At 64.3% G+C, this 18,522-nt stretch carries 16 protein-coding genes, 1 other RNA gene and 1 pseudogene; 6 read left to right on the plus strand and 12 right to left on the minus strand.

The features are described 5' to 3' along the window. Positions 1-45: 45 nt before the first annotated feature. The 7 genes from QUH67_RS05230 to tkt form a co-directional block, all read right to left on the minus strand. Complete coding sequence (locus QUH67_RS05230; protein ID WP_300945589.1) at positions 46-1,170, minus strand: tetratricopeptide repeat protein; 1,125 nt, start codon at positions 1,168-1,170, stop codon at positions 46-48. 9 nt (positions 1,171-1,179) lie between these two features. Further along, on the minus strand, positions 1,180-1,890 hold the full coding sequence (locus QUH67_RS05235) for a thiamine phosphate synthase (protein WP_300945590.1): 711 nt from the start codon (positions 1,888-1,890) through the stop codon (positions 1,180-1,182). A gap of 2 nt (positions 1,891-1,892) precedes the next feature. Further along, positions 1,893-2,933 (minus strand): class I fructose-bisphosphate aldolase, encoded by a 1,041-nt coding sequence (locus QUH67_RS05240; protein WP_300945591.1) that lies wholly within the window; start codon positions 2,931-2,933, stop codon positions 1,893-1,895. Positions 2,934-3,057: 124 nt separating this feature from the next. Further along, on the minus strand, positions 3,058-4,125 hold the full coding sequence (fba, locus tag QUH67_RS05245) for a class II fructose-bisphosphate aldolase (protein WP_300945592.1): 1,068 nt from the start codon (positions 4,123-4,125) through the stop codon (positions 3,058-3,060). Between the two features lie 47 nt (positions 4,126-4,172). Beyond that, on the minus strand, positions 4,173-5,369 hold the full coding sequence (locus QUH67_RS05250) for a phosphoglycerate kinase (RefSeq protein WP_300945593.1): 1,197 nt from the start codon (positions 5,367-5,369) through the stop codon (positions 4,173-4,175). Between the two features lie 191 nt (positions 5,370-5,560). Further along, on the minus strand, positions 5,561-6,568 hold the full coding sequence (gene gap, locus QUH67_RS05255) for a type I glyceraldehyde-3-phosphate dehydrogenase (protein WP_300945594.1): 1,008 nt from the start codon (positions 6,566-6,568) through the stop codon (positions 5,561-5,563). A 137-nt stretch (positions 6,569-6,705) separates the two neighbouring features. Beyond that, on the minus strand, positions 6,706-8,691 hold the full coding sequence (tkt, locus tag QUH67_RS05260; RefSeq protein WP_300945595.1) for a transketolase: 1,986 nt from the start codon (positions 8,689-8,691) through the stop codon (positions 6,706-6,708). Positions 8,692-8,979: 288 nt separating this feature from the next. Here tkt and QUH67_RS05265 point away from each other — a divergent pair, with 288 nt between their 5' ends. Both QUH67_RS05265 and QUH67_RS05270 read left to right on the plus strand, forming a co-directional pair. After that, positions 8,980-9,300, plus strand: coding sequence for a DUF4164 domain-containing protein (locus tag QUH67_RS05265; protein ID WP_300945596.1), 321 nt, complete (start codon positions 8,980-8,982; stop codon positions 9,298-9,300). After that, complete coding sequence (locus QUH67_RS05270) at positions 9,297-9,680, plus strand: cell division protein ZapA (RefSeq protein ID WP_300945597.1); 384 nt, start codon at positions 9,297-9,299, stop codon at positions 9,678-9,680. The genes QUH67_RS05265 and QUH67_RS05270 overlap by 4 nt, the downstream gene beginning before the upstream one ends. 92 nt (positions 9,681-9,772) lie before the next feature. On the opposite strand, the gene QUH67_RS05275 is transcribed toward QUH67_RS05270, so the two are convergent. Further along, positions 9,773-10,168: an endonuclease domain-containing protein gene (locus QUH67_RS05275; RefSeq protein ID WP_300945598.1), complete on the minus strand. Its 396-nt coding sequence runs from the start codon at positions 10,166-10,168 to the stop codon at positions 9,773-9,775. A gap of 164 nt (positions 10,169-10,332) precedes the next feature. Between QUH67_RS05275 and ssrS the strand changes: the two genes are divergently transcribed. From ssrS to QUH67_RS05295, 4 genes and pseudogenes are all read left to right on the plus strand, one after another. After that, positions 10,333-10,494, plus strand: a non-coding RNA gene (gene ssrS, locus QUH67_RS05280) — 6S RNA. Between the two features lie 161 nt (positions 10,495-10,655). Continuing rightward, positions 10,656-11,254 (plus strand): annotated as a pseudogene (locus QUH67_RS05285) (5-formyltetrahydrofolate cyclo-ligase); the annotation flags it as partial. Further along, positions 11,235-12,056: a TIGR00282 family metallophosphoesterase gene (locus QUH67_RS05290; RefSeq protein WP_300945600.1), complete on the plus strand. Its 822-nt coding sequence runs from the start codon at positions 11,235-11,237 to the stop codon at positions 12,054-12,056. The pseudogene QUH67_RS05285 and the gene QUH67_RS05290, both read left to right, overlap by 20 nt. Positions 12,057-12,075: 19 nt before the next feature. Continuing rightward, on the plus strand, positions 12,076-12,723 hold the full coding sequence (locus QUH67_RS05295) for a hypothetical protein (protein ID WP_300945601.1): 648 nt from the start codon (positions 12,076-12,078) through the stop codon (positions 12,721-12,723). On the opposite strand, the gene QUH67_RS05300 is transcribed toward QUH67_RS05295, so the two are convergent. From QUH67_RS05300 to QUH67_RS05315, 4 genes are all read right to left on the minus strand, one after another. Continuing rightward, positions 12,720-14,948, minus strand: a complete 2,229-nt coding sequence (locus QUH67_RS05300) for a xanthine dehydrogenase family protein molybdopterin-binding subunit (protein ID WP_300945602.1) — start codon at positions 14,946-14,948, stop codon at positions 12,720-12,722. The genes QUH67_RS05295 and QUH67_RS05300 overlap by 4 nt on opposite strands. A 5-nt stretch (positions 14,949-14,953) precedes the next feature. Continuing rightward, positions 14,954-15,970, minus strand: a complete 1,017-nt coding sequence (locus QUH67_RS05305; protein WP_300945603.1) for an FAD binding domain-containing protein — start codon at positions 15,968-15,970, stop codon at positions 14,954-14,956. Further along, positions 15,967-16,482 carry a (2Fe-2S)-binding protein gene (locus QUH67_RS05310; protein WP_300947947.1) on the minus strand — a complete coding sequence of 172 codons (516 nt, stop codon included), beginning with the start codon at positions 16,480-16,482 and terminating at the stop codon, positions 15,967-15,969. The genes QUH67_RS05305 and QUH67_RS05310 overlap by 4 nt, the downstream gene beginning before the upstream one ends. Before the next feature lie 250 nt (positions 16,483-16,732). After that, positions 16,733-18,490, minus strand: coding sequence for a methyl-accepting chemotaxis protein (locus tag QUH67_RS05315; RefSeq protein WP_300945604.1), 1,758 nt, complete (start codon positions 18,488-18,490; stop codon positions 16,733-16,735). Between the last annotated feature and the right edge of the window lie 32 nt (positions 18,491-18,522).

The raw sequence follows: 18,522 nt of genomic DNA on the forward strand, positions 1-18,522 counted from the left end.
GGTTTAGGGACTGGGTTGCCCTGCAGATGTGCCGCCGTCAAGGCGTCATTTATTGGCCGCGGCACCAATGGTCCCGGTCCATTTGCGCGCCGCCGCATCGACCTTGGCGCGGTCCTCGGGGCTGAGCTCGGAGAGGCGCTCGTCGAGTTCGGGGTCGCCCTTGCCGGCGGTTTTGGCGACGAGATGCCACTTCAGGCCCTCGATCTTGTCCACCGGCACCCCCAGCCCGCTCACCAGCACGCGGGCGAGACGGTTCTGCGCGATCGGCGAGTTCTGCCGCGCCGCCTTGCGCAACAGCGCCACCGCGGCCGGCTGGTTCTTCGGCGTGCCGGTGCCGTTGAACAGCGCGATGGCATATTCGACCTCTGCGTCGACATTGTCGGCCAGCGCCGCCGCCTGCAGCAGGCGTACCGCCTTGTCGAGATCCTTCGGCACGCCGTTGCCTTCCTTGTAGAAGGTCGCCAGCGCGTATTGCGCTTCCGGGTTGCCGGCGTCGGCCGCGACGCGCAGCAGCTCGGCCGCGCGCCTGACGTCCTGCGGCAGCGTGTTGCCGTCGAGATAGAGCAGCGCCAGATTATAGGCCGCCTTGGCGTTGCCGAGCTTGGCGGAGGAGGCGAGCAGCTTGACCGCCTGGTCGCGGTTGGTGGCGCCGCCGCGGCCGGACAGCCGCATCATGGCGAGTGCGAACATGCCTTCGCGGTCGCCTGCATCCGCGGCGCGCTGATACCATTCGGCAGCCTTGGCGTAATCGCGCTTGATGCCGAGCCCGTTGGCATAGAGCTCGCCCAGCATCGTCATTGCCTTCGGGTCGCGGGCGTATTGCGCGCGCGTGGTCGCGAGATCGAAGGTGGTCTTGTAGAGGCCGCGCTGATAGGCGGCGTAGACGTTGTCGACGTTGGGATCGTCAAACGTCGGCATTTGCGGGTCCGGCTGCCCCAACACGGGTTTGGTCGCCGTAGGCTTGGGTGTCGTCGCGGGGGCAGGCGCCGGTGTCGCGGCAGGCTTTTTCGCCGGCGCAGCAGGCGCTTTTGCTTTCGGTGGGGCCTGCTTTGCAGCCGGAGCAGCTGCGGGCGGCGGCGCGGCGGGCGGCGCCAGCGAGGTCTGTGCTGTGGCACCGGCCGTCGTCATCACGAGGCCCGTGAGCAGCGATATGGGACGTAGCAGTTTCATGGTCCGGCGTTATCCGTGTCCGGCCTTGTCAGGGCTGGTCCTGGTTTTTCCGAACGCGGCTTCATACGCCTGCAGGACAGCCTGGGCGACATCGGTCAGCGCGGCCTCGGCGCCGCGCGGATCGGCCCAGATGAAATCGCCGACCAGCACGAAATCCGCGCCGGCGCGCGCGAACTCGGCGGCCTCCTCGCGCGAGGCGGCAAAGCCGACACAGGGCGGCTCGAACAGCTCGTCCCACCATTGCAGGCGTTCGGCAATCGCTTCCACCGAAGGCCGCTGGCCGTTTGCATCGGGCTCGCCGAACAGCACGTAGTCGGCGCCACTTTCGCCTGCGGCCATCGAATCGTGTCGCGTCGTGAGCCCGCCGACGCCGGCAATGCGGTCCGGCTTCAGCGAGGGCAGGGCGTCCTCCAGCGCGGCGAGGCTGTTCAGATGCGCGCCGTCGGCGCCCGCGCGCGCCACCAGTTCGACATGGCCGTCGAGCAGCAGCGCCGCGCCGGCATTCTGGATCACGGGCGCCAGCGTCTTCACGCGCGAGATCATGGTGCGCTGGTCCGTGGGCTTAAGCCGCAGCAGCACTGCCGCGACGTCGGCCGCAGCCAACAGCGTCGGAAGTTCGCTCGCGAGTTGCGCGGGATCATCCACCTCCGGCGTCGCGAGATAGAGACGCGGCGCCGGGCGGGGCGGAAGAGTTTTGCCAGCCGAGTCTTTATTGGCCAAATCTAGGCGACCTTCTTTTCAAGGCCGGCTTCCCACGCGCCCTTGCTCGCCAGCGCGTTCATTTTCGCGCGGTGGGTGAAGGCGCGCTGGCCGGCAGCGACGTTCTCGGCCTTGCCCGACCACGCCTTTTGCGGCGCTGCCTGCAGCGCGCGGCCATAGGAGAAGGTGAGCTTCCAGGGCAGGTTGCGGATCCTGTTCATGGCGTCCAGATGCGCGGTCGCTTCCTCGTCGGATTGCCCGCCGGAGAGGAAGGCGATGCCCGGCACGGCGGCGGGCACGCAGGCTTTCAGCAGCCGCACGGTTTTCTCCGCGACCTCTTCGACGGAAGCCTGCTGTGCGCACTTCTTGCCCGAAATGACCATGTTGGGCTTCAGCACCATGCCCTCGAGTTCGACGCGCTGGATGCGCAATTCCTGAAAGGTCTTGTTCAGCACGCGCTGGGTCACGTCGTAGCAGCGGTCGATGTCGTGATCGCCATCCATCAGCACTTCCGGCTCCACGATCGGCACGATCTGCGCCGCCTGGCACAGCGCCGCATAGCGCGCCAGCGCGTGCGCGTTGACGCTGATCGCGGTCATGGTTGGAATGCCCCGGCCGCCAGTGCCGCTGCCGATATCGATCACCGCGCGCCATTTGGCGAAGCGCGCGCCGCGCTCGTAATACTTCTTCAATCGCTCGGCGAGCTTGTCGAGGCCGACGGTGACCAGCTCGCCCGGGCATTGCGGCAGCGCCTGCGTTCCCTCGTCGACCTTGATGCCGGGGATCGCGCCGGCCTGCTCGATCAGCTTGACCAGCGGCGTGCCATCCTTCGCGTTCTGCCAGATCGTCTCGTCGTACAGGATGACGCCGGAGACGTATTGGCTCATCGCCTCGGAGGAGCGGAACAGCATCTCGCGGTAGTCGCGGCGGCTCTCCTCGGTCGATTCGACCTTGATGGCGTCAAAGCGCTTCTTGATCGTCCCGGAGGATTCATCGGCGGCGAGGATGCCCTTGCCCGGGGTGACCATGGCGAGGGCAACCTTGTTGAGGTCGGCGAGATTCATCGAAGTTCTCCAAGAACATCATGCCCTTGCGCACCAAAATAGGCGGTTCTCGGGCAATTGCCTAGAAAACGTTCGTCGCACCCTAGGTGTTTGCGGGGCGCGGGCGGCCCTTCAGGCAACCTTGTCAGGCAACCTTGGGATCGAGCTCACCCTTGGTGTAACGCTTCGCCATTTCGGCCGTGGTCAGCACCTTCTTGATCTTGCTGGCCTGGCCTGCGGTGTTGAATTCCTGCAGCCGCTGCTTGCACAGCTTGGCCATCGCTTCCATCGCCGGCTTGAGATATTTGCGCGGATCGAACTCTTCCGGATTTTCCTTCAGGACCTTGCGGATCTGACCGGTCATCGCCATGCGGTTGTCGGTGTCGATGTTGATCTTGCGCACGCCGTTCTTGATGCCGCGCTGGATCTCGGACACCGGCACGCCCCAGGTCGGCTTCATCTTGCCGCCATTGGCGTTGATGATCTCCTGGAGATCCTGCGGCACCGAGGACGAGCCATGCATCACCAGATGCGTGTTCGGCAGCTTGCGATGGATTTCCTCGATCACGTTCATGGCGAGGATGTCGCCGTCGGGCTTGCGGGTGAACTTGTAGGCGCCGTGCGAGGTGCCCATCGCGATCGCCAGCGCGTCGACCTTTGTCTCGCGGACGAACTTCACGGCTTCGTCGGGATTGGTCAGCAACTGGTCGTGCGACAGCTTGCCTTCGGCGCCGTGGCCGTCTTCCTTGTCGCCCATGCCGGTTTCCAGCGAACCGAGTACGCCGAGTTCGCCTTCCACCGAGATGCCGCCGAGATGCGCCATGTCGGTGACGGTCTTGGTCACCCCGACATTGTAATCCCAGTCGCCGGGCGTCTTGCCGTCAGCTTTCAGCGAACCGTCCATCATCACAGAGGTGAAGCCGGCCTGGATCGCGGTCATGCAGGTGGCGGGTTCGTTGCCATGGTCGAGATGCACGCAGACCGGAATCTGCGGATAGATCTCGGTGACGGCGTCCATCATGTGCTTGAGCATGATGTCGTTGGCGTAGGAGCGCGCGCCGCGCGAGGCCTGGATGATGACGGGGGCATCGAGCGAGGACGCGGCCTCCATGATGGCCAGCGCCTGCTCCATGTTGTTGATGTTGAACGCCGGCACCCCGTAATCGTGCTCGGCCGCATAATCGAGCAGTTGACGCAAGGTGATGCGAGCCATTCAAATTCTCCTGTATTTGCCGCGCCTCTGGCGCTCCACTAATTGGTTTATCGCAGTTTCAGAACTTCGACCCCGGGCAGCGGCTTGCCTTCCATCCATTCGAGGAATGCGCCGCCGGCCGTCGAGACATAGGAAAAATCGTCGGCCACGCCGGCCTGGTTCAGCGCCGCGACGGTGTCGCCGCCGCCGGCGACCGAGATCAGCTTGTTGGCCTTGGTGCGCTCTGCAGCATGCTTGGCCGCGACCATGGTGCCGCGGTCGAACGGCGTCATCTCGAACGCGCCGAGCGGGCCGTTCCACACCAGCGTCTTGGCGTCGTCGATCGCGGCGTGAATCCGCGCGGTTGATTGCGGGCCGACGTCGAGGATCATGCCGTCCGCCGGGATCGCATCGAGTCCATAGGCATGCGAGGGTGAGTTGGCTGCGAAATGATAGGCGACCACGGCATCGACGGGCAGGATGATGGCGCAGTTCGCGGCCTCGGCCTTCTCCATGATGCGCAGCGCCGTGGCGGCGAGATCCTTCTCCGCCAGCGACTTGCCGATGCCGACGCCCTGCGCATGCAGGAAGGTGTTGGCCATGCCGCCGCCGATCACCAGCGCATCAACCTTTTTCACAAGGTTTTCCAAGAGGTCGATCTTGGTCGAGACTTTTGCGCCGCCGATGATCGCGATCACCGGCTTGGTCGGCGCGTCCAGCGCCTTCTCAAGCGCAGTGAGTTCGGCCTGCATGGTGCGCCCGGCGTAGGCGGGAAGCTTATGGCCGAGGCCTTCGGTGGTGGCGTGCGCGCGGTGCGCGGCCGAGAACGCATCGTTGACCCAGATGTCGCCGAGTTTTGCCAGCTCCGCCACGAACGCCGGATCGTTCTTCTCTTCCTCTTTGTGGAAGCGGGTGTTTTCCAGGCAGAGAATATCGCCGTCCTTCATCGCCGCCACCGCCTTGGCTGCGGCGTCGCCAATGCAATCGTCGGCGAAGGCGACCGGCTTCTTGATCACCTTCGACAGCGCCTCGGCGACCGGCTTCAGCGAATCCTTGGCGTCGCGTCCCTTCGGCCGGCCGAAATGGGCAAGCAGGATGACCTTGCCGCCCTTGTCCGAGATTTCGGTGATGGTCGGCGCGACGCGCTCGAGCCGCGTTGCATCGGTGACGCGGCCGTTCTCCATGGGCACGTTGAGGTCGACGCGCAGCAGCACGCGCTTGGCTTTCACGTCGATGTCATCGAGAGTACGGAAGCTTCCTGCCATTGATCACCATCGTTTCAAGCGAATTACTATTGATGGTCCGGTGGCGGCGAGTGGCCATGGTCGCCACTTCCGCCGCCATCGTCAGGGTCGTTGACCTTCATGCCTCGCAGGAAACCGTACGCGATCAAGCCGATCAGCAAGATTACTCCGGGGATTCCGAGCCAGTGCGGAAGGCTCATCGATCTGTTCTCTTACAGCAGCTTCCCCATCGCCACGGCGGTGTCGCCCATGCGGTTGGAGAAACCCCATTCATTGTCGTACCAGGACATCACCCGCACCAGCGTCCCGTTCTGAACCTTGGTCTGGTCCTCGTGGAACGTCGAGGAATGAGGATCGTGGTTGAAGTCGATCGAGACGTTCGGCGCCGTGGTGTAGCCGAGGATGCCCTTGAGCTGCTGCTCGGAGGCGCGCTTCATCGCCGCGTTGATTTCCTTCACGTCGGTGGCGCGCTTGGCGACGATCTTGAGATCGACCACCGAAACGTTGGGCGTAGGCACCCGGATCGCGACGCCGTCGAGCTTGCCCTTCAGCTCCGGCAGCACCAGGCCGATCGCCTTGGCAGCACCGGTGGAAGTCGGGATCATCGACATCGCCGCCGCGCGGCCGCGATAGAGATCCTTGTGCATGGTATCGAGCGTCGGCTGGTCGCCGGTATAGGCGTGGATGGTGGTCATGAAGCCGGTCTCGATGCCCACCGTGTCGTTCAGCACCTTGGCGACCGGCGCCAGGCAGTTGGTGGTGCAGGAGCCGTTGGAGACGATCAGGTGATCCTTCGTCAGGGTGTCGTGATTGACGCCGAACACAATGGTCGCATCGGCATTCTCGCCGGGCGCCGATATCAGGACGCGCTTGGCGCCGGCGGTGAGATGGGCTGAAGCCTTGTCCTTGGCGGTGAAGATGCCCACGCACTCCATCGCGATGTCGACCCCGAGTTCCTTCCAGGGCAGCTTGGACGGATCGCGCTCGGTGGACACTTTGATCTTGCCGTTGCCGACGCTGATCGAGTCGCCGTCGACGGTGACGATGCCGGGGAAGCGGCCATGCACGGAGTCGAAACGCAGCAGGTGGGCATTGGTCTCGACCGGGCCGAGATCGTTGATGCCGACCACCTCGATATCCTTGCGGCCGGATTCCGCGATGGCCCGCAAGATATTGCGGCCGATGCGGCCAAACCCGTTGATCCCAACGCGGATTGCCATGCTCGTTTCTCCTCTGATAGCTGGCGCCACCCCGCGGATCCGTTCCACGAGGAGCTTACGGCGGAACGCCCGGTTCGGCCGGGCGGGAACGGTCAAGATGGCGTTTAGGTAGCGCCTTTTCCCGGCAATCTCAACCGTCAGCCCAAGCGCTTCAGGGCAGCGTTAACGGCAGCCTCGGCCGTAATTCCGAAGTGCTTGAAAAGGTCCTTGGCGGGGGCGCTGGCACCAAAACCGTGCATGCCCACGAATTCACCATCCCGGCCGATCACGGCATCCCAGCCCCAGCGCACCGCGGCCTCGATGGCGATCTTGACCGGGGCGTTGCCGATGATGGCCTTCTGGCGGTCCGCCGGTTGCGCCAGCAGCAGTTCGAGCGAGGGCACCGAGACCACCCGCGACGCGATGCCACGCTCAGCGAGCTGTTTCTGGGCGGCCACGGCGATCTCGACCTCGGAGCCCGAGGCGAACAGCGACACTTTGGCCTCGCCCTGTGCCGCGACCAGCTCATAGGCGCCATGCGCGCAAGGATTGTCGTTCGGCGCACTGGTTCGAAGCTGCGGCAGGTTCTGGCGGGTCAACGCCAGCACGGTCGGGCCGTCGATCCGGTTGAGCGCCAGCTCCCAGCACTCGGTCACCTCAATGGCATCGCAGGGCCGGAACACGCGCATGTTGGGGATCGCACGGAGTGCCGCGAGGTGTTCCACCGGCTGGTGCGTCGGGCCGTCTTCACCGAGCCCGATGGAATCATGGGTCATCACATAGACGACGCCGGCGCCCATCAGCGCGGCCAGCCGCATCGCCGGGCGGGCGTAGTCGGTGAACACCAGGAAGGTCGCGCCGTTCGGCGCAAAGCCGCCGTGCAGGAAGATGCCGTTCATGGCAGCCGCCATGCCGTGCTCGCGGATGCCGTAATGGATGAAGCGGCCCTTCGGCGTCTTGGCTGAGAACGCCACGGCCGATTTCGCCTTGTTGTTGTTGGAGCCGGTGAGGTCGGCGGAACCGGCAAGAAATTCCATCGGCATCGCAGATGCAATTGCTTCGATTGCAGATTCGGAAGATTTCCGCGTGGCGATATTCTGTGGCGATTCCAGTAGCGCCTTCTTGTGCGCCCGCAGCGCTTTCGAGAGCGTGGCCGGCCGCTCGTGCCGCATCCGCCGCTCGAATTCGGCGCGCTTGCGCGGGCCGAGCTCGGCAAAAACGCCTTCCCATTCCTGGCGGGCGGCGGCGCCGCGGCTGCCGGCTTCACGCCACGCCTTCAGCACATCGTCGGGTACCGAGAAAGCTTCCTGCGAGATTCCGAGCTTTTCCTTGGCGCCCTTCAGTTCGTCGGCGCCGAGCGCCTCGCCATGGGCTTTTGCGGTGCCAGCCCGCGTCGGCGCGCCGTAGCCGATCGTGGTCTTGCAGGCGATCAGCGACGGCTTGCTGGATTTCTGCGCGCGGGCGATGGCGGCCGCGATCGCCTTCTGGTCATGACCGTCGATCAGCTCGGCCGCCCAGCCTGCGGACTTGAAGCGCTTCACCTGGTCGACCGAATCGGCGATCGAGGTCGGGCCGTCGATCGAGATGCCGTTGTCGTCATACAGCACGATCATCTTGTTCAGCTTCCAGTGTCCGGCCATCGCGATCGCTTCCTGCGACACGCCTTCCATCAGGTCGCCGTCGGAGGCGAGCACGTAAGTGTGATGGCCGACCACCTTCTTGCCGAATTCGGCGGCTAGCATCTTCTCCGCCAGCGCCATGCCGACGGCGGTGGCGATGCCCTGTCCGAGCGGACCGGTGGTGGTCTCGATACCCTTGGTGTGAAAATTCTCGGGGTGTCCCGGGGTCAGTGATCCGAGCTGGCGGAAGTTTTTGAGATGGTCGAGCGTCATGTCCTTGTTGCCGGTAAGGTACAACAAGGCATAGAGCAGCATCGATCCGTGTCCGGCCGAGAGCACGAAGCGGTCGCGATCGGGCCAGGCCGGCGCCGCGGCGTCGAATTTCAGAAACTGTGTGAACAGCACGGTGGCGATGTCGGCGGCGCCCATCGGCAGGCCGGGATGACCGGATTTCGCCTTCTCGACGGCATCCATGGCAAGCCCGCGAATCGCATTGGCCATACGGGTGTGATCGACCTGCGTCATGATGAAAATCCGCCTGAATTGAGGTGCTTGGTTACGGGTAACGTACCGGGCAAAGCCGGAATACGGGCGTGGGCCTAAGGGAGTTAAGGGCTGGATAGCACCACAATCCCCGTGAGTCCAAGGCACGGAAACGCGCCTGCGGTGCGAAAAGTTGCTTAGCAGTGCATAGCTTCGCGTCGGCGTTGCGCTTGCCTCGCTTGCCACGTAAATTTCGTGCTCTAACCGCTTGCCGAACCGCGGATTTTGCTGCCGCGCGGCGGGCCTACGCGAAGGTGCGCGCTGCTTCCCATGAGCGATCGTCTCACCAACGGGGCCGGCAATGCCGAGCCGATCCAGGTCGACATCGACGCCGCCACGCGGCGGCTGATGATGGCGCTCGACGCGCTTGAGGCTGCCGCGGAACGACGGCGCGATGCCGATCGCGACGAGAACGAGCTGGCGAGCCGTATCCAGGCGCTCGGCGCCGATCGTTCGCGGCTCGCCGACGAACTCGACGGCTCGCTGGTGAAGACACGGCGGCTGGAACGCACCAACCGCGAGATCGCCGAAAGACTGGATATCGCGATCGGTACCATCCGCGCGGTGCTCGATGCCGGAGAGGATGAATGAGCCACATCAACGTCACCATCAATGGCCGGCAGTACCGCATGGCCTGCGAGGAAGGGCAGGAGGTGCGGCTGCTGAAACTTGCCGAAAGCCTGGAAACGCGGGTCGGCGAATTGCGCGGCAAGTTCGGAGAGATCGGCGACGCGCGCCTCACCGTGATGGCCGCGCTCACCGTGTGCGACGAACTGGTCGACGCCAACGCGCGCATCCGCGCGCTGGAGGGCGAACTCGAAACCCTGCGCAATGTCCGCGTCGCCGCCGCCGACCGCGCCAAGGCGACGCAAGCCGCCGTCGCCAATGCCCTCAACGCCGCCGCCGAACGGATCGAAAAGACCACGCAAGTCATTAACCGCACGATAGGTAATGGTGTGGCGATAGGCTGAGGTGGGGGCGGTGTTTTTCCCACCCGCCCCTCGAGGGGGCGGGTCGGCTCACATGACGCGTAGCGCCATGTGAGCCGGGGCGGGGTGACAGACTATCCGCGCCGGTGGCGTCTCAGTGGAAGCGCGTCAGCATCCAACGCACCGTGTACCTCTGCATAGACCCGTTCCATCACCGCGTTGAGGTCACCGGTCACATCCGAATTCCAGAAGCGGATGACGCGATACCCTTCCTTCTCCAGCCACGCTTGCCGTTCGTTATCGCGCTGAGCCGTCGCGTCTTCGTTATGATGCCCGCCATCGAGTTCGACGATTAGGCGCTTCGCTGGACAGAAGAAATCCACGACATAGGGACCGATCGGCGCTTGTCGTCGAAAGTGCGTGCCTTCGATTGGCAGTTCTTTCAGTGCGCGCCAGAGGATACGCTCATGCGGCGTTGTGTTCGCGCGGAGTTTCTTGGCCACGGCGCGGCGGATTGCTGGTGAAACCATTTCTATCTCGCTCGCGGAGAGATCACCCCACCCCGTTTGAAGTCGGCCATGCCGACCTTCAAACGACCCTCCCCCTCCAGGGGAGGGTAAAGTAAAACGCAATCTTAAGATGTTCGCAATCGGTACCGCTGGCGGTTTCCTTCTATAACCCTTACATTGCTCCTGCGAAGCTGCGTCGTGCGTCAGGAGCCATAATATCCCCGGGGCCTTATCGATCCTTTAGGGAACTGTCCCTGGCCGGGTCCGTGGACCCGGACATATGGTGCCCACCTACTTTCGTAGGGAACTCCGGGATCGAGTGCTTCAACGGCGTTCGCGGCTTCGTACTTGTTAATTGGGTTGCTTGCGGCGTTGTGCTACGCGCGCGTCCCGTCATACCCCGCGAATGCGGGTATCCAGTACGCCGCGGCGTCTCGGTTGAATCACTGAAGTCTCTGGATTACTGGATCAGCCGCATTCGCGGGTGATGACAGCGGAAAGATACTGCATGACCGCAACCTTGTCGAAAGCCGATCTTCGCGCTGCTGCGCTCGCCAAGCGCGATGCGTTGAATGACGAGCAGCGCGCGGCTGCAGCGCTTGCGATGGCCAAGCGCGGCGTGCCGTTTGCGATCCAACCCGGCATGATCGTGTCGGGTTACTCGCCGATCCGCAGCGAGATCGATCCCGCGCCGTTGATGCGCAAGCTCGCGGAGCGGGGCGCCAGGCTGGCGCTGCCGGCCGTTCTCTCGCGCGGAAAGTCGCTGGCGTTTCGCGCGTGGTCGCCCGACGACCGGCTGATGCTGGGGCCGCTCGGCATCCTCGAGCCGTCGCCGGCGGCGGAAGAACTGATTCCCGATGTCATGCTGATCCCGCTGGCGGCGTTCGACCGTCAGGGCCACCGCATCGGCTATGGCGCCGGTCACTACGACTATACCCTCGCGCATCTGCGGAAGGCGAAAGCCATCATCGCCGCCGGTACCGCCTTTTCCGTGCAGGAAATAAAAGCCGTTCCTGCGCTGCCGCACGACGTGGCGCTGGATTATGTGCTAACGGAAAAGAAAGTGTTCGATTTCCGGAGCTGAACTTTGCGCATTCTCTTCGTCGGCGACGTAGTCGGCCGTGCCGGCCGCACCGCGATCGCGGAATATTTGCCCGGCATGGTCAGGGACTGGGCGCTCGACCTGGTCGTCGTCAATGGCGAAAATTCCGCGGGCGGTTTCGGCATTACCGAGGCGATCTACCAGGAATTCCTCGATGCCGGCGCCGATGCGATCACGCTCGGCAATCACGCCTGGGATCAGCGCGAGGCGCTGGTGTTCATCGAGCGCGCGCCAAAACTGGTCCGTCCTGCGAACTTCCCGAAAGGCACGCCCGGCCGCGGCGCGGCGCTGATCGATACCAAGAACGGCAAGCGCGCGCTCGTCATCAACGCCATCGGCCGCGTCTTCATGACGCCGTTCGACGATCCCTTTGCCACGCTCAATCGCGAGCTTGAAGCCTGTCCGCTGCGCGAGGCGGCGGACGCCATCGTGGTCGATTTCCACGGCGAGGCGACCAGCGAGAAGCAGGGCATCGGCTATTTCTGCGACGGCCGCGCCAGCCTCGTCGTCGGCACCCACACCCACGTGCCGACCGCCGATCACCAGATCCTGGCCGGCGGCACCGCCTATATGACCGACGCCGGCATGACCGGCGATTATGATTCCGTCATCGGCATGCAGAAGGAAGAGCCGCTGCGGCGTTTCACGACCGGCATTCCCTCAGGCCGGTTCGAACCGGCGGCGGGCGCTGCGACACTCAGTGGTGTGGCGGTCGAGACCGACGACGCCACCGGCCTGGCGCGGCGCGTCGCACCGGTGCGGGCCGGCGGCAGGCTGGAGCCGGCCATGCCCGGCTTCTGGGCTTGAAAATCCCAACGCGGAAAGAATGACGATGCGCAGGCTGCTGATCGTCGCGCTGGCGCTGTTCGTTTCCGCCACGGCCGGCGCGCAGACGCTGACGAAGCGGCCGGTCTCCCAAGGCGCGGTGACACCTGCCGACATGACGGAGCGGCTCGAGAAGGCTGCTCTCCGAACCAAGGAGCAGGCGCCGAAAGGCGCCGCGCGTGGATCGTCGATTGATTTCTGCTGGCCGTCGAGTGCCGCTGAATATCAGGCGATCGGCAAATACGTGCTGGTGCTGGTCAGCGTCGTCACCCAGGACGCAGCCGAACTGCCGCTGCGGCGGGTCTACGTCACCGTCAACGGCGAGCAGACCGAGCTCGTGAGGCTTTCGAGCCAGCGCCGCGACGTCGGCAAGGGATCGACCACGTTCTCGATCCTTGGCCCGTTTCGCGAGGATAGTTTCTACGTCGCGCCCGCCGGCCTGATGATGCGCGACGGCTATCTGCAGGCCGACTTCGCGATCCGACGCAGCAATTTCAATCTCTACAAGCTGCCGGGCACACCGCCCGATTTCATCAAGGCGGACAGTAACCCGATGCCTTCAAAGGATGCGACGCCGAACATGCCGGTGCTGAAGGCGTTGCTGACGCGGGAGTATCAAGGGTTTGAACTCCCGACGGGACTGCGCTAGCGCAGGCCCGCGACGGTGGGTTCGAATTGAACCACCTTGTCCAGCGTGATCGGCAGGTCACGCACGCGCTTACCCGTGGCGTGATAGACCGCATTGGCAATCGCCGCCGCAACGCCGACGATACCGATTTCACCGAGGCCCTTGATGCCGAGCGGATTGACGAGTGTGTCCTGCTCATCGACGAAAATGACCTCGATGTCGTGAATGTCGGCATTCACGGGCACATGATACTCGGCGATATTGGCGTTCATGACGCGCCCGAAGCGGTGGTCGTAGAGCGTCTCTTCGTGCAGCGCCATGCCGATGCCCCAGACCACGCCGCCCATGATCTGGCTTCGCGCTGTCTTTAAATTGAGGATGCGGCCTGCCGCCACGGCGTCGACGATGCGGGTGACGCGGACGACGCCCAGTTCCTCGTCGACCTTGACCTCGGCGAAGACGGCAGAGTGGACGTTGCGCGCGTGAGACTTGTCCTCGTCGGGCTTGTTGGTTTCCTCGCGCGTGATGCGCTCGGCGTTGTCCGACTGCATGACGCTGGCGATCGAAACCGAGCGGCTGGCGTCGCGCTTGCTGGCGATCTTGCCGTCGACCAGCGCAACGTCGTCCACGGTTTCGTCCGCGAGCGGTGAATCCTTCATCGCCTGGGCAAGCCTCAGAATGTCGCCGCGAACGGCGTTCGCCGTATTGGCGATCGCGTTGCACACCGAGGATGCGATCCAAGAACCGCCCTCCAGCGGACATTGAGGCAGCGTCGAATCGCCGAGCTTGACGCTGATGTTCTCGATCGGCAGGCCGAGCATGTCGGCCGTGACCTGCGCCATGATTGTGTAGGTGCCTGTGCCGATGTCGGAGGCTGCTGTCGCCACTTCGGCATGGCCGTTGGCGGTCAGCACGATGCGGACGGTGGCGGGCATCTGCAGGGCTTCCCATACGCCCGTCGCCATGCCCCAGCCCACCAGTTCACGTCCGTCCCGCATCGAGCGCGGCTCGGCGCTGCGCTTGTCCCAGCCGAACGCCGCAGCGCCTTGCTGGTAGCATTCGCGCAACCGTTTGCTGGTGTAGGGGACGTCTTCGCCCTGATCACGATCGGAATAACATTGCAGCCGCAATTGCACCGGATCGGTCTTGAGCGCGACGGCGAGTTCATCCATGGCGCATTCCAGCGCATAGACGCCGGTGGCGGCGCCCGGCGCACGCATGTCGCACGATGTCGGCAGATCGAGCTTGACGAGCTTGTGCTCGAACTTTGCGTTCGGGGTTTTGTAGAGCAAATTGCCCCAGCCGATATCGTTGCGGGAAAATTCTTCATACTGCGATGTGATGGAGACGGCTTCATGCTGCATCGACTCCAGCGTCCCGTCGCGGTTGGCGCCGATCGCCACACGCTCGATGGTCGCTGGCCGATAGCCAAGCGCGTACATCTGTGCGCGGGTCAACATCACGCGCACCGGACGTTTCAGCGCGAGCGCCCCGAGCACCGCCAGCACGACTTGGTATTGCGGCCGAAGGCCAGACCCGAAGCCGCCACCCATGTAGGGCGACATCACGCTGATGGCGTCCGCCTTCATCTTGAACACACCGCAGAGATATTGCTGCACGTTCTGCACGCCCTGCGTCTTGTCGTGGACCGTCAGGTGGCCGTTGTCCCAGACGGCCGTGGAGGCGAACAACTCCATCGGATTATGGTATTCGCTGGGGATGAAATATTCGGCGTCATGGCGAACGGCTGCGGCGGCAAATGCTTTTGCCGCATCGCCCCGCGGCTTTTCCGGCTTCTCGACAACGAAGGCTTCCGAGCGCTGCGCATACAGGTCGGTGACGTGGGGCTCGCGCTGGTATTCGATCTTCACCATCGACGCGGCGATGCGGGCGGTCTCCCAATCCTCCGCCAGCACGAGCGCGAGCGGCTGCCCGCTGAAACGGATTACATCGTCGAACAACGGCCGATAGGGCGAGCCATTTTCGGGCGCGGTTTCGTCCTTGTAGGCTTTATCATCGTCAGCCATCTCCGGCCGGTTCTGATAAGTGAGCACGTCGATCACGCCGCTGACGCCGAGCGCCTCTGAGGCATCGATACGGGCCACGCGCCCTTTGGGAATCGTGGACTCCACGATATAGCCATGGACGAGGCCGTCGACGCTGAATTCGCCGGCATATCTGGCCCCGCCCGTGACTTTCGCCCGGCCGTCGACGCGGGATGTCGCTGTTCCGATATAGCTAGCCATGGCGATCACCGTATCCTCTTGTCTGATATCGACTGCGGCGTTCCCCGCGCAGCCTGACCGAGCGTCCGGATGATCGCGCGTCGCGCCAGGCCGATCTTGAAGTCGTTGTGTCCAAAACCCTTGGCGCCGCGCAGCAGCACGTCGGCGGCGGACTCGAACGCGCCGGCCTCGGCGCGCTGGCCGCGCAGGACGGTTTCCGCCGCCGGGCTGCGCCACGGCCTGTGGGCGACGCCGCCGAGTGCAATGCGGACATCCTTGATCGTGTCGCCCTCAAACTCCATCGCAGCCGCGACCGATACCAGCGCGAACGCATAGGACAGACGGTCGCGAATCTTCACGTAAGAATAGTTCGCGCTGAAACCGTTGGCCGGAAGCTCGATCCGCGTGATGATTTCGTCCGGGTCGAGGTTGGTATCGCGCTGCGGGGTGTCGCCGGGCAGCCGATGGAAATCCGCAAACGCGATGGTGCGCGTTCCGGCGGGGCCGGCGACATGAACGGTGGCTTCGAGTGCGGCCATCGCCACGCACATGTCGGAAGGGTGCGTGGCGATGCAGGATTCGCTCGTGCCGAGGATCGCATTGACGCGGTTGACGCCGTCGATGGCTGAGCAGCCGCTGCCCGGCGCGCGCTTGTTGCAGGGTGTCGTTGCATCGTAAAAATAAAAGCAGCGCGTCCGCTGAAGGAGATTGCCGCCGGTCGACGCCATGTTGCGCAATTGCTGGGAGGCGCCCGCCAGGATTGCCCGCGACAGCAGCGGATAGCGCTTTTCGATCAGCGGGTGATAGGCGAGATCGGCGTTCGGCACCATCGCCCCGACCATGACGCCGCCGTCATCTGTCTCCTCAACTCTGCCAAGCGGAAGGTGCGAGATATCGATCAACCGGGCAGGGCCCTCGACGTCGTATTTGATGAGGTCGAGCAGATTGGTGCCGCCGGCAATGAATTTCGCGGAAGGTTCGGCGGTGATCTGCTTGATGGCGTCGGCGACGTCATTGGCCCGCGTATATTGGAAAGGGGTCATGATCGCTCCATCGCCTGCTGGATCGCCGCCACGATGTTCGGATAGGCGCCGCAACGGCAGATGTTGCCGCTCATCAGTTCCCGGATCTCATCGGGTGTTTTGGCTTTGCCTTCGCTGATCAAGCCGACCCCCGAGCAGATCTGCCCCGAGGTGCAGTATCCGCATTGGAACGCGTCGTGATCGATGAAGGCCTGCTGCAGCGGATGCAGCGCGCCGTTGCTGGACAGACCCTCGACCGTGGTTATCTCCGCGCCTTGTTTCATCACGGCGAGCGTCAGGCACGAATTGATCCGCCGCCCGTCGACGAGCACCGTGCACGCGCCGCACTGGCCGTGGTCGCAGCCCTTCTTGGTGCCGGTGAGATCGAGGTGATCGCGCAGCGCGTCGAGCAGCGTTGTCCACGGCGCGACCGTAAGGTCCAGCTGATTGCCGTTGACGTTCAGCCGGACCGGAATCTTCTCCGGGATCTCTGCGGTTCGGGTAACGCGCGTTGCCGTGCCAGGTTGTGTCATTTCGATCTCCGCGGGCGTGGCTGGTGCGCGCAAAATTGCGCGCGGAGGACGATCCAGCCTGTCTGACTTCGCGCCAACGGGCTTGTCGGCAGCGGGTTCCAGGGCCGCCTGTCAACGAGTTCGAACGAGGAAAGTTCACGTCAAGAACGCCACGCTTGTGGGCTTGCGCAGCCCATCTTCTGGGCAGCTATCGCTTCCCGCGATGCCGTGGCGCGCGCGATGGAGGAGTGCGGTTCTTCAGAAAACGCGGCTACAGCCGGTACGCCGTGCGAAAGCCGCCCCAATGGCGGCCCTTGACACTGACGGGCACGTCGATCTCGCGCATCATCACGGTGTTGCCGTTGCCCATGTCGCGGGCGTAGCTCTGGATCAGATAGGCGCGCTGGTTGCGGCCGGCGGCAAGGCCTGCCGGATCGTTGAAGATGCGGCGGTTGCGGCTGTTAGCGGTGTTCCAGGTGACGTCGCCCGGCCGCTGCGGGTGCGAGTAGATCCTGTTGTGAACCGGCAGATAGCCGTTGGCGTCGATCATTGCGCAGAATGCCATCCGCTTGTCCCTGGCCAGGAAGGCTTCCTGGAACGGGGGCAGGACGCGATCGGCCCAGTCCAGTATCTTGGTGCGATACTGCGTCGGGTTGGTGCCGGGTATCTCGACATAGTTGGTGTCAAACATGTCCTCGATCGAGATGGCCCCGCTGTCGATGGCATCATTGAAAATCTTCTTCAGCGCCGCGCCGGCTTCCATCGCGCGGGTCACCGCCTCGGTGTTGTCGTCCTGGATCGACCACAGCTTGTCTTCGATCTTCTCGGCCAGCGCGGCGTTGACGCGCTCGAAGCGGGCCTGCGTGCCGGTCTGGGTGCGGTCACCGACGTGAATGCGGCAGACGCCGACATCTTGCAGCGTCGCATCGAAACTCTGACCCTGCGTCAGCCGTTCGGCGTTGGGCCCGCCAATCAGGATGCCATCCATCGAAATCTCGTGGACCGGCGCAGATAGCTGTCCGCCCGGTGCCTGGATCTCGAGCGCGAGGCTGCACGGCCATTTTTGCTGTTCGCGGCGCTCGGCGCGCTCGCCTTGCCGCAGCAATACCGTGCAACGCGACTTGAGCTTCTGCGCGAACGTCGTGACGGCGCGCCCGGCCTTGGCGACGCTTTCGCCATGCAACTCGGCTTCCTTGGTCGCCTGATCGATTTCGGTGGCGCTGTCGCCGACCGAAACGATGAAGCTGGAGGCGGTGGCGGCGTTGTCGGCAATTTCTCCGGTCGTGGCGTTCTGCTCGGCGACGGCGCCGTTGACGTTCTCGAATACCGGGCGGATCGCCTCGATCGCCTGCGAAATGCGATGCACGGCATCGACCGAGCCCGCGGCGTCGCGCTGCAGCGCCTCGATCTTCTTGGTGATCTCTTCCGTCGCGTTCTGCGTCTGCACCGCAAGCGCCTTCACCTCGGTGGCGACCACCGCAAAGCCACGCCCCGCCTCGCCGGCGCGCGCCGCTTCGATGGTGGAATTGAGCGCCAGCAGCGTGGTCTGGCGCGCGATCTGCGCGATCAGGTTGACGACATTGCCGATTGCGGCTGAGGATTCCCGCAGGCGGTCGACATTGGTGCTGGCCTCGCGGGCGGCGTCGCTGGCCTGGTCGGCGAGCTTGCCGGCGTCGCGGACCTGGGAGCCGATCCCCTGCGCCGACCGGGTGAACTTGTCGGCGGCGTGCGAAAAGGTCGTGGCCGTGCCCTGCGCGGCGCTGGTGTGGCTTGTCAGGGCATCAGTGCGCTGGCGGATGGTCGACAGCGTGGCAGCCGTTGCCTCCGCACCCCCGGCCACCGAAGTGGCAGCACGTTCGAGCTGGCGGATCATGGCGCCGAGTTCGAGTTCCAGGAGTTCAAGGATGGCCCTGGCCGAATCGCCCTCAGCGGACACGGCTTCCGTTGAAGTGGCGGCCCGCTGAGCCTTGGGCTGGACAGCAGGCAACGCCGGTTCCGGCACCCGCCTTTTGAAGAAACCGAAGGCCATAGCGTCTCGTAAAAGTTGAGGGTCGGTGGGAA

Source organism: Bradyrhizobium roseum (genome assembly GCF_030413175.1).
Lineage (GTDB): Bacteria > Pseudomonadota > Alphaproteobacteria > Rhizobiales > Xanthobacteraceae > Bradyrhizobium > Bradyrhizobium roseum.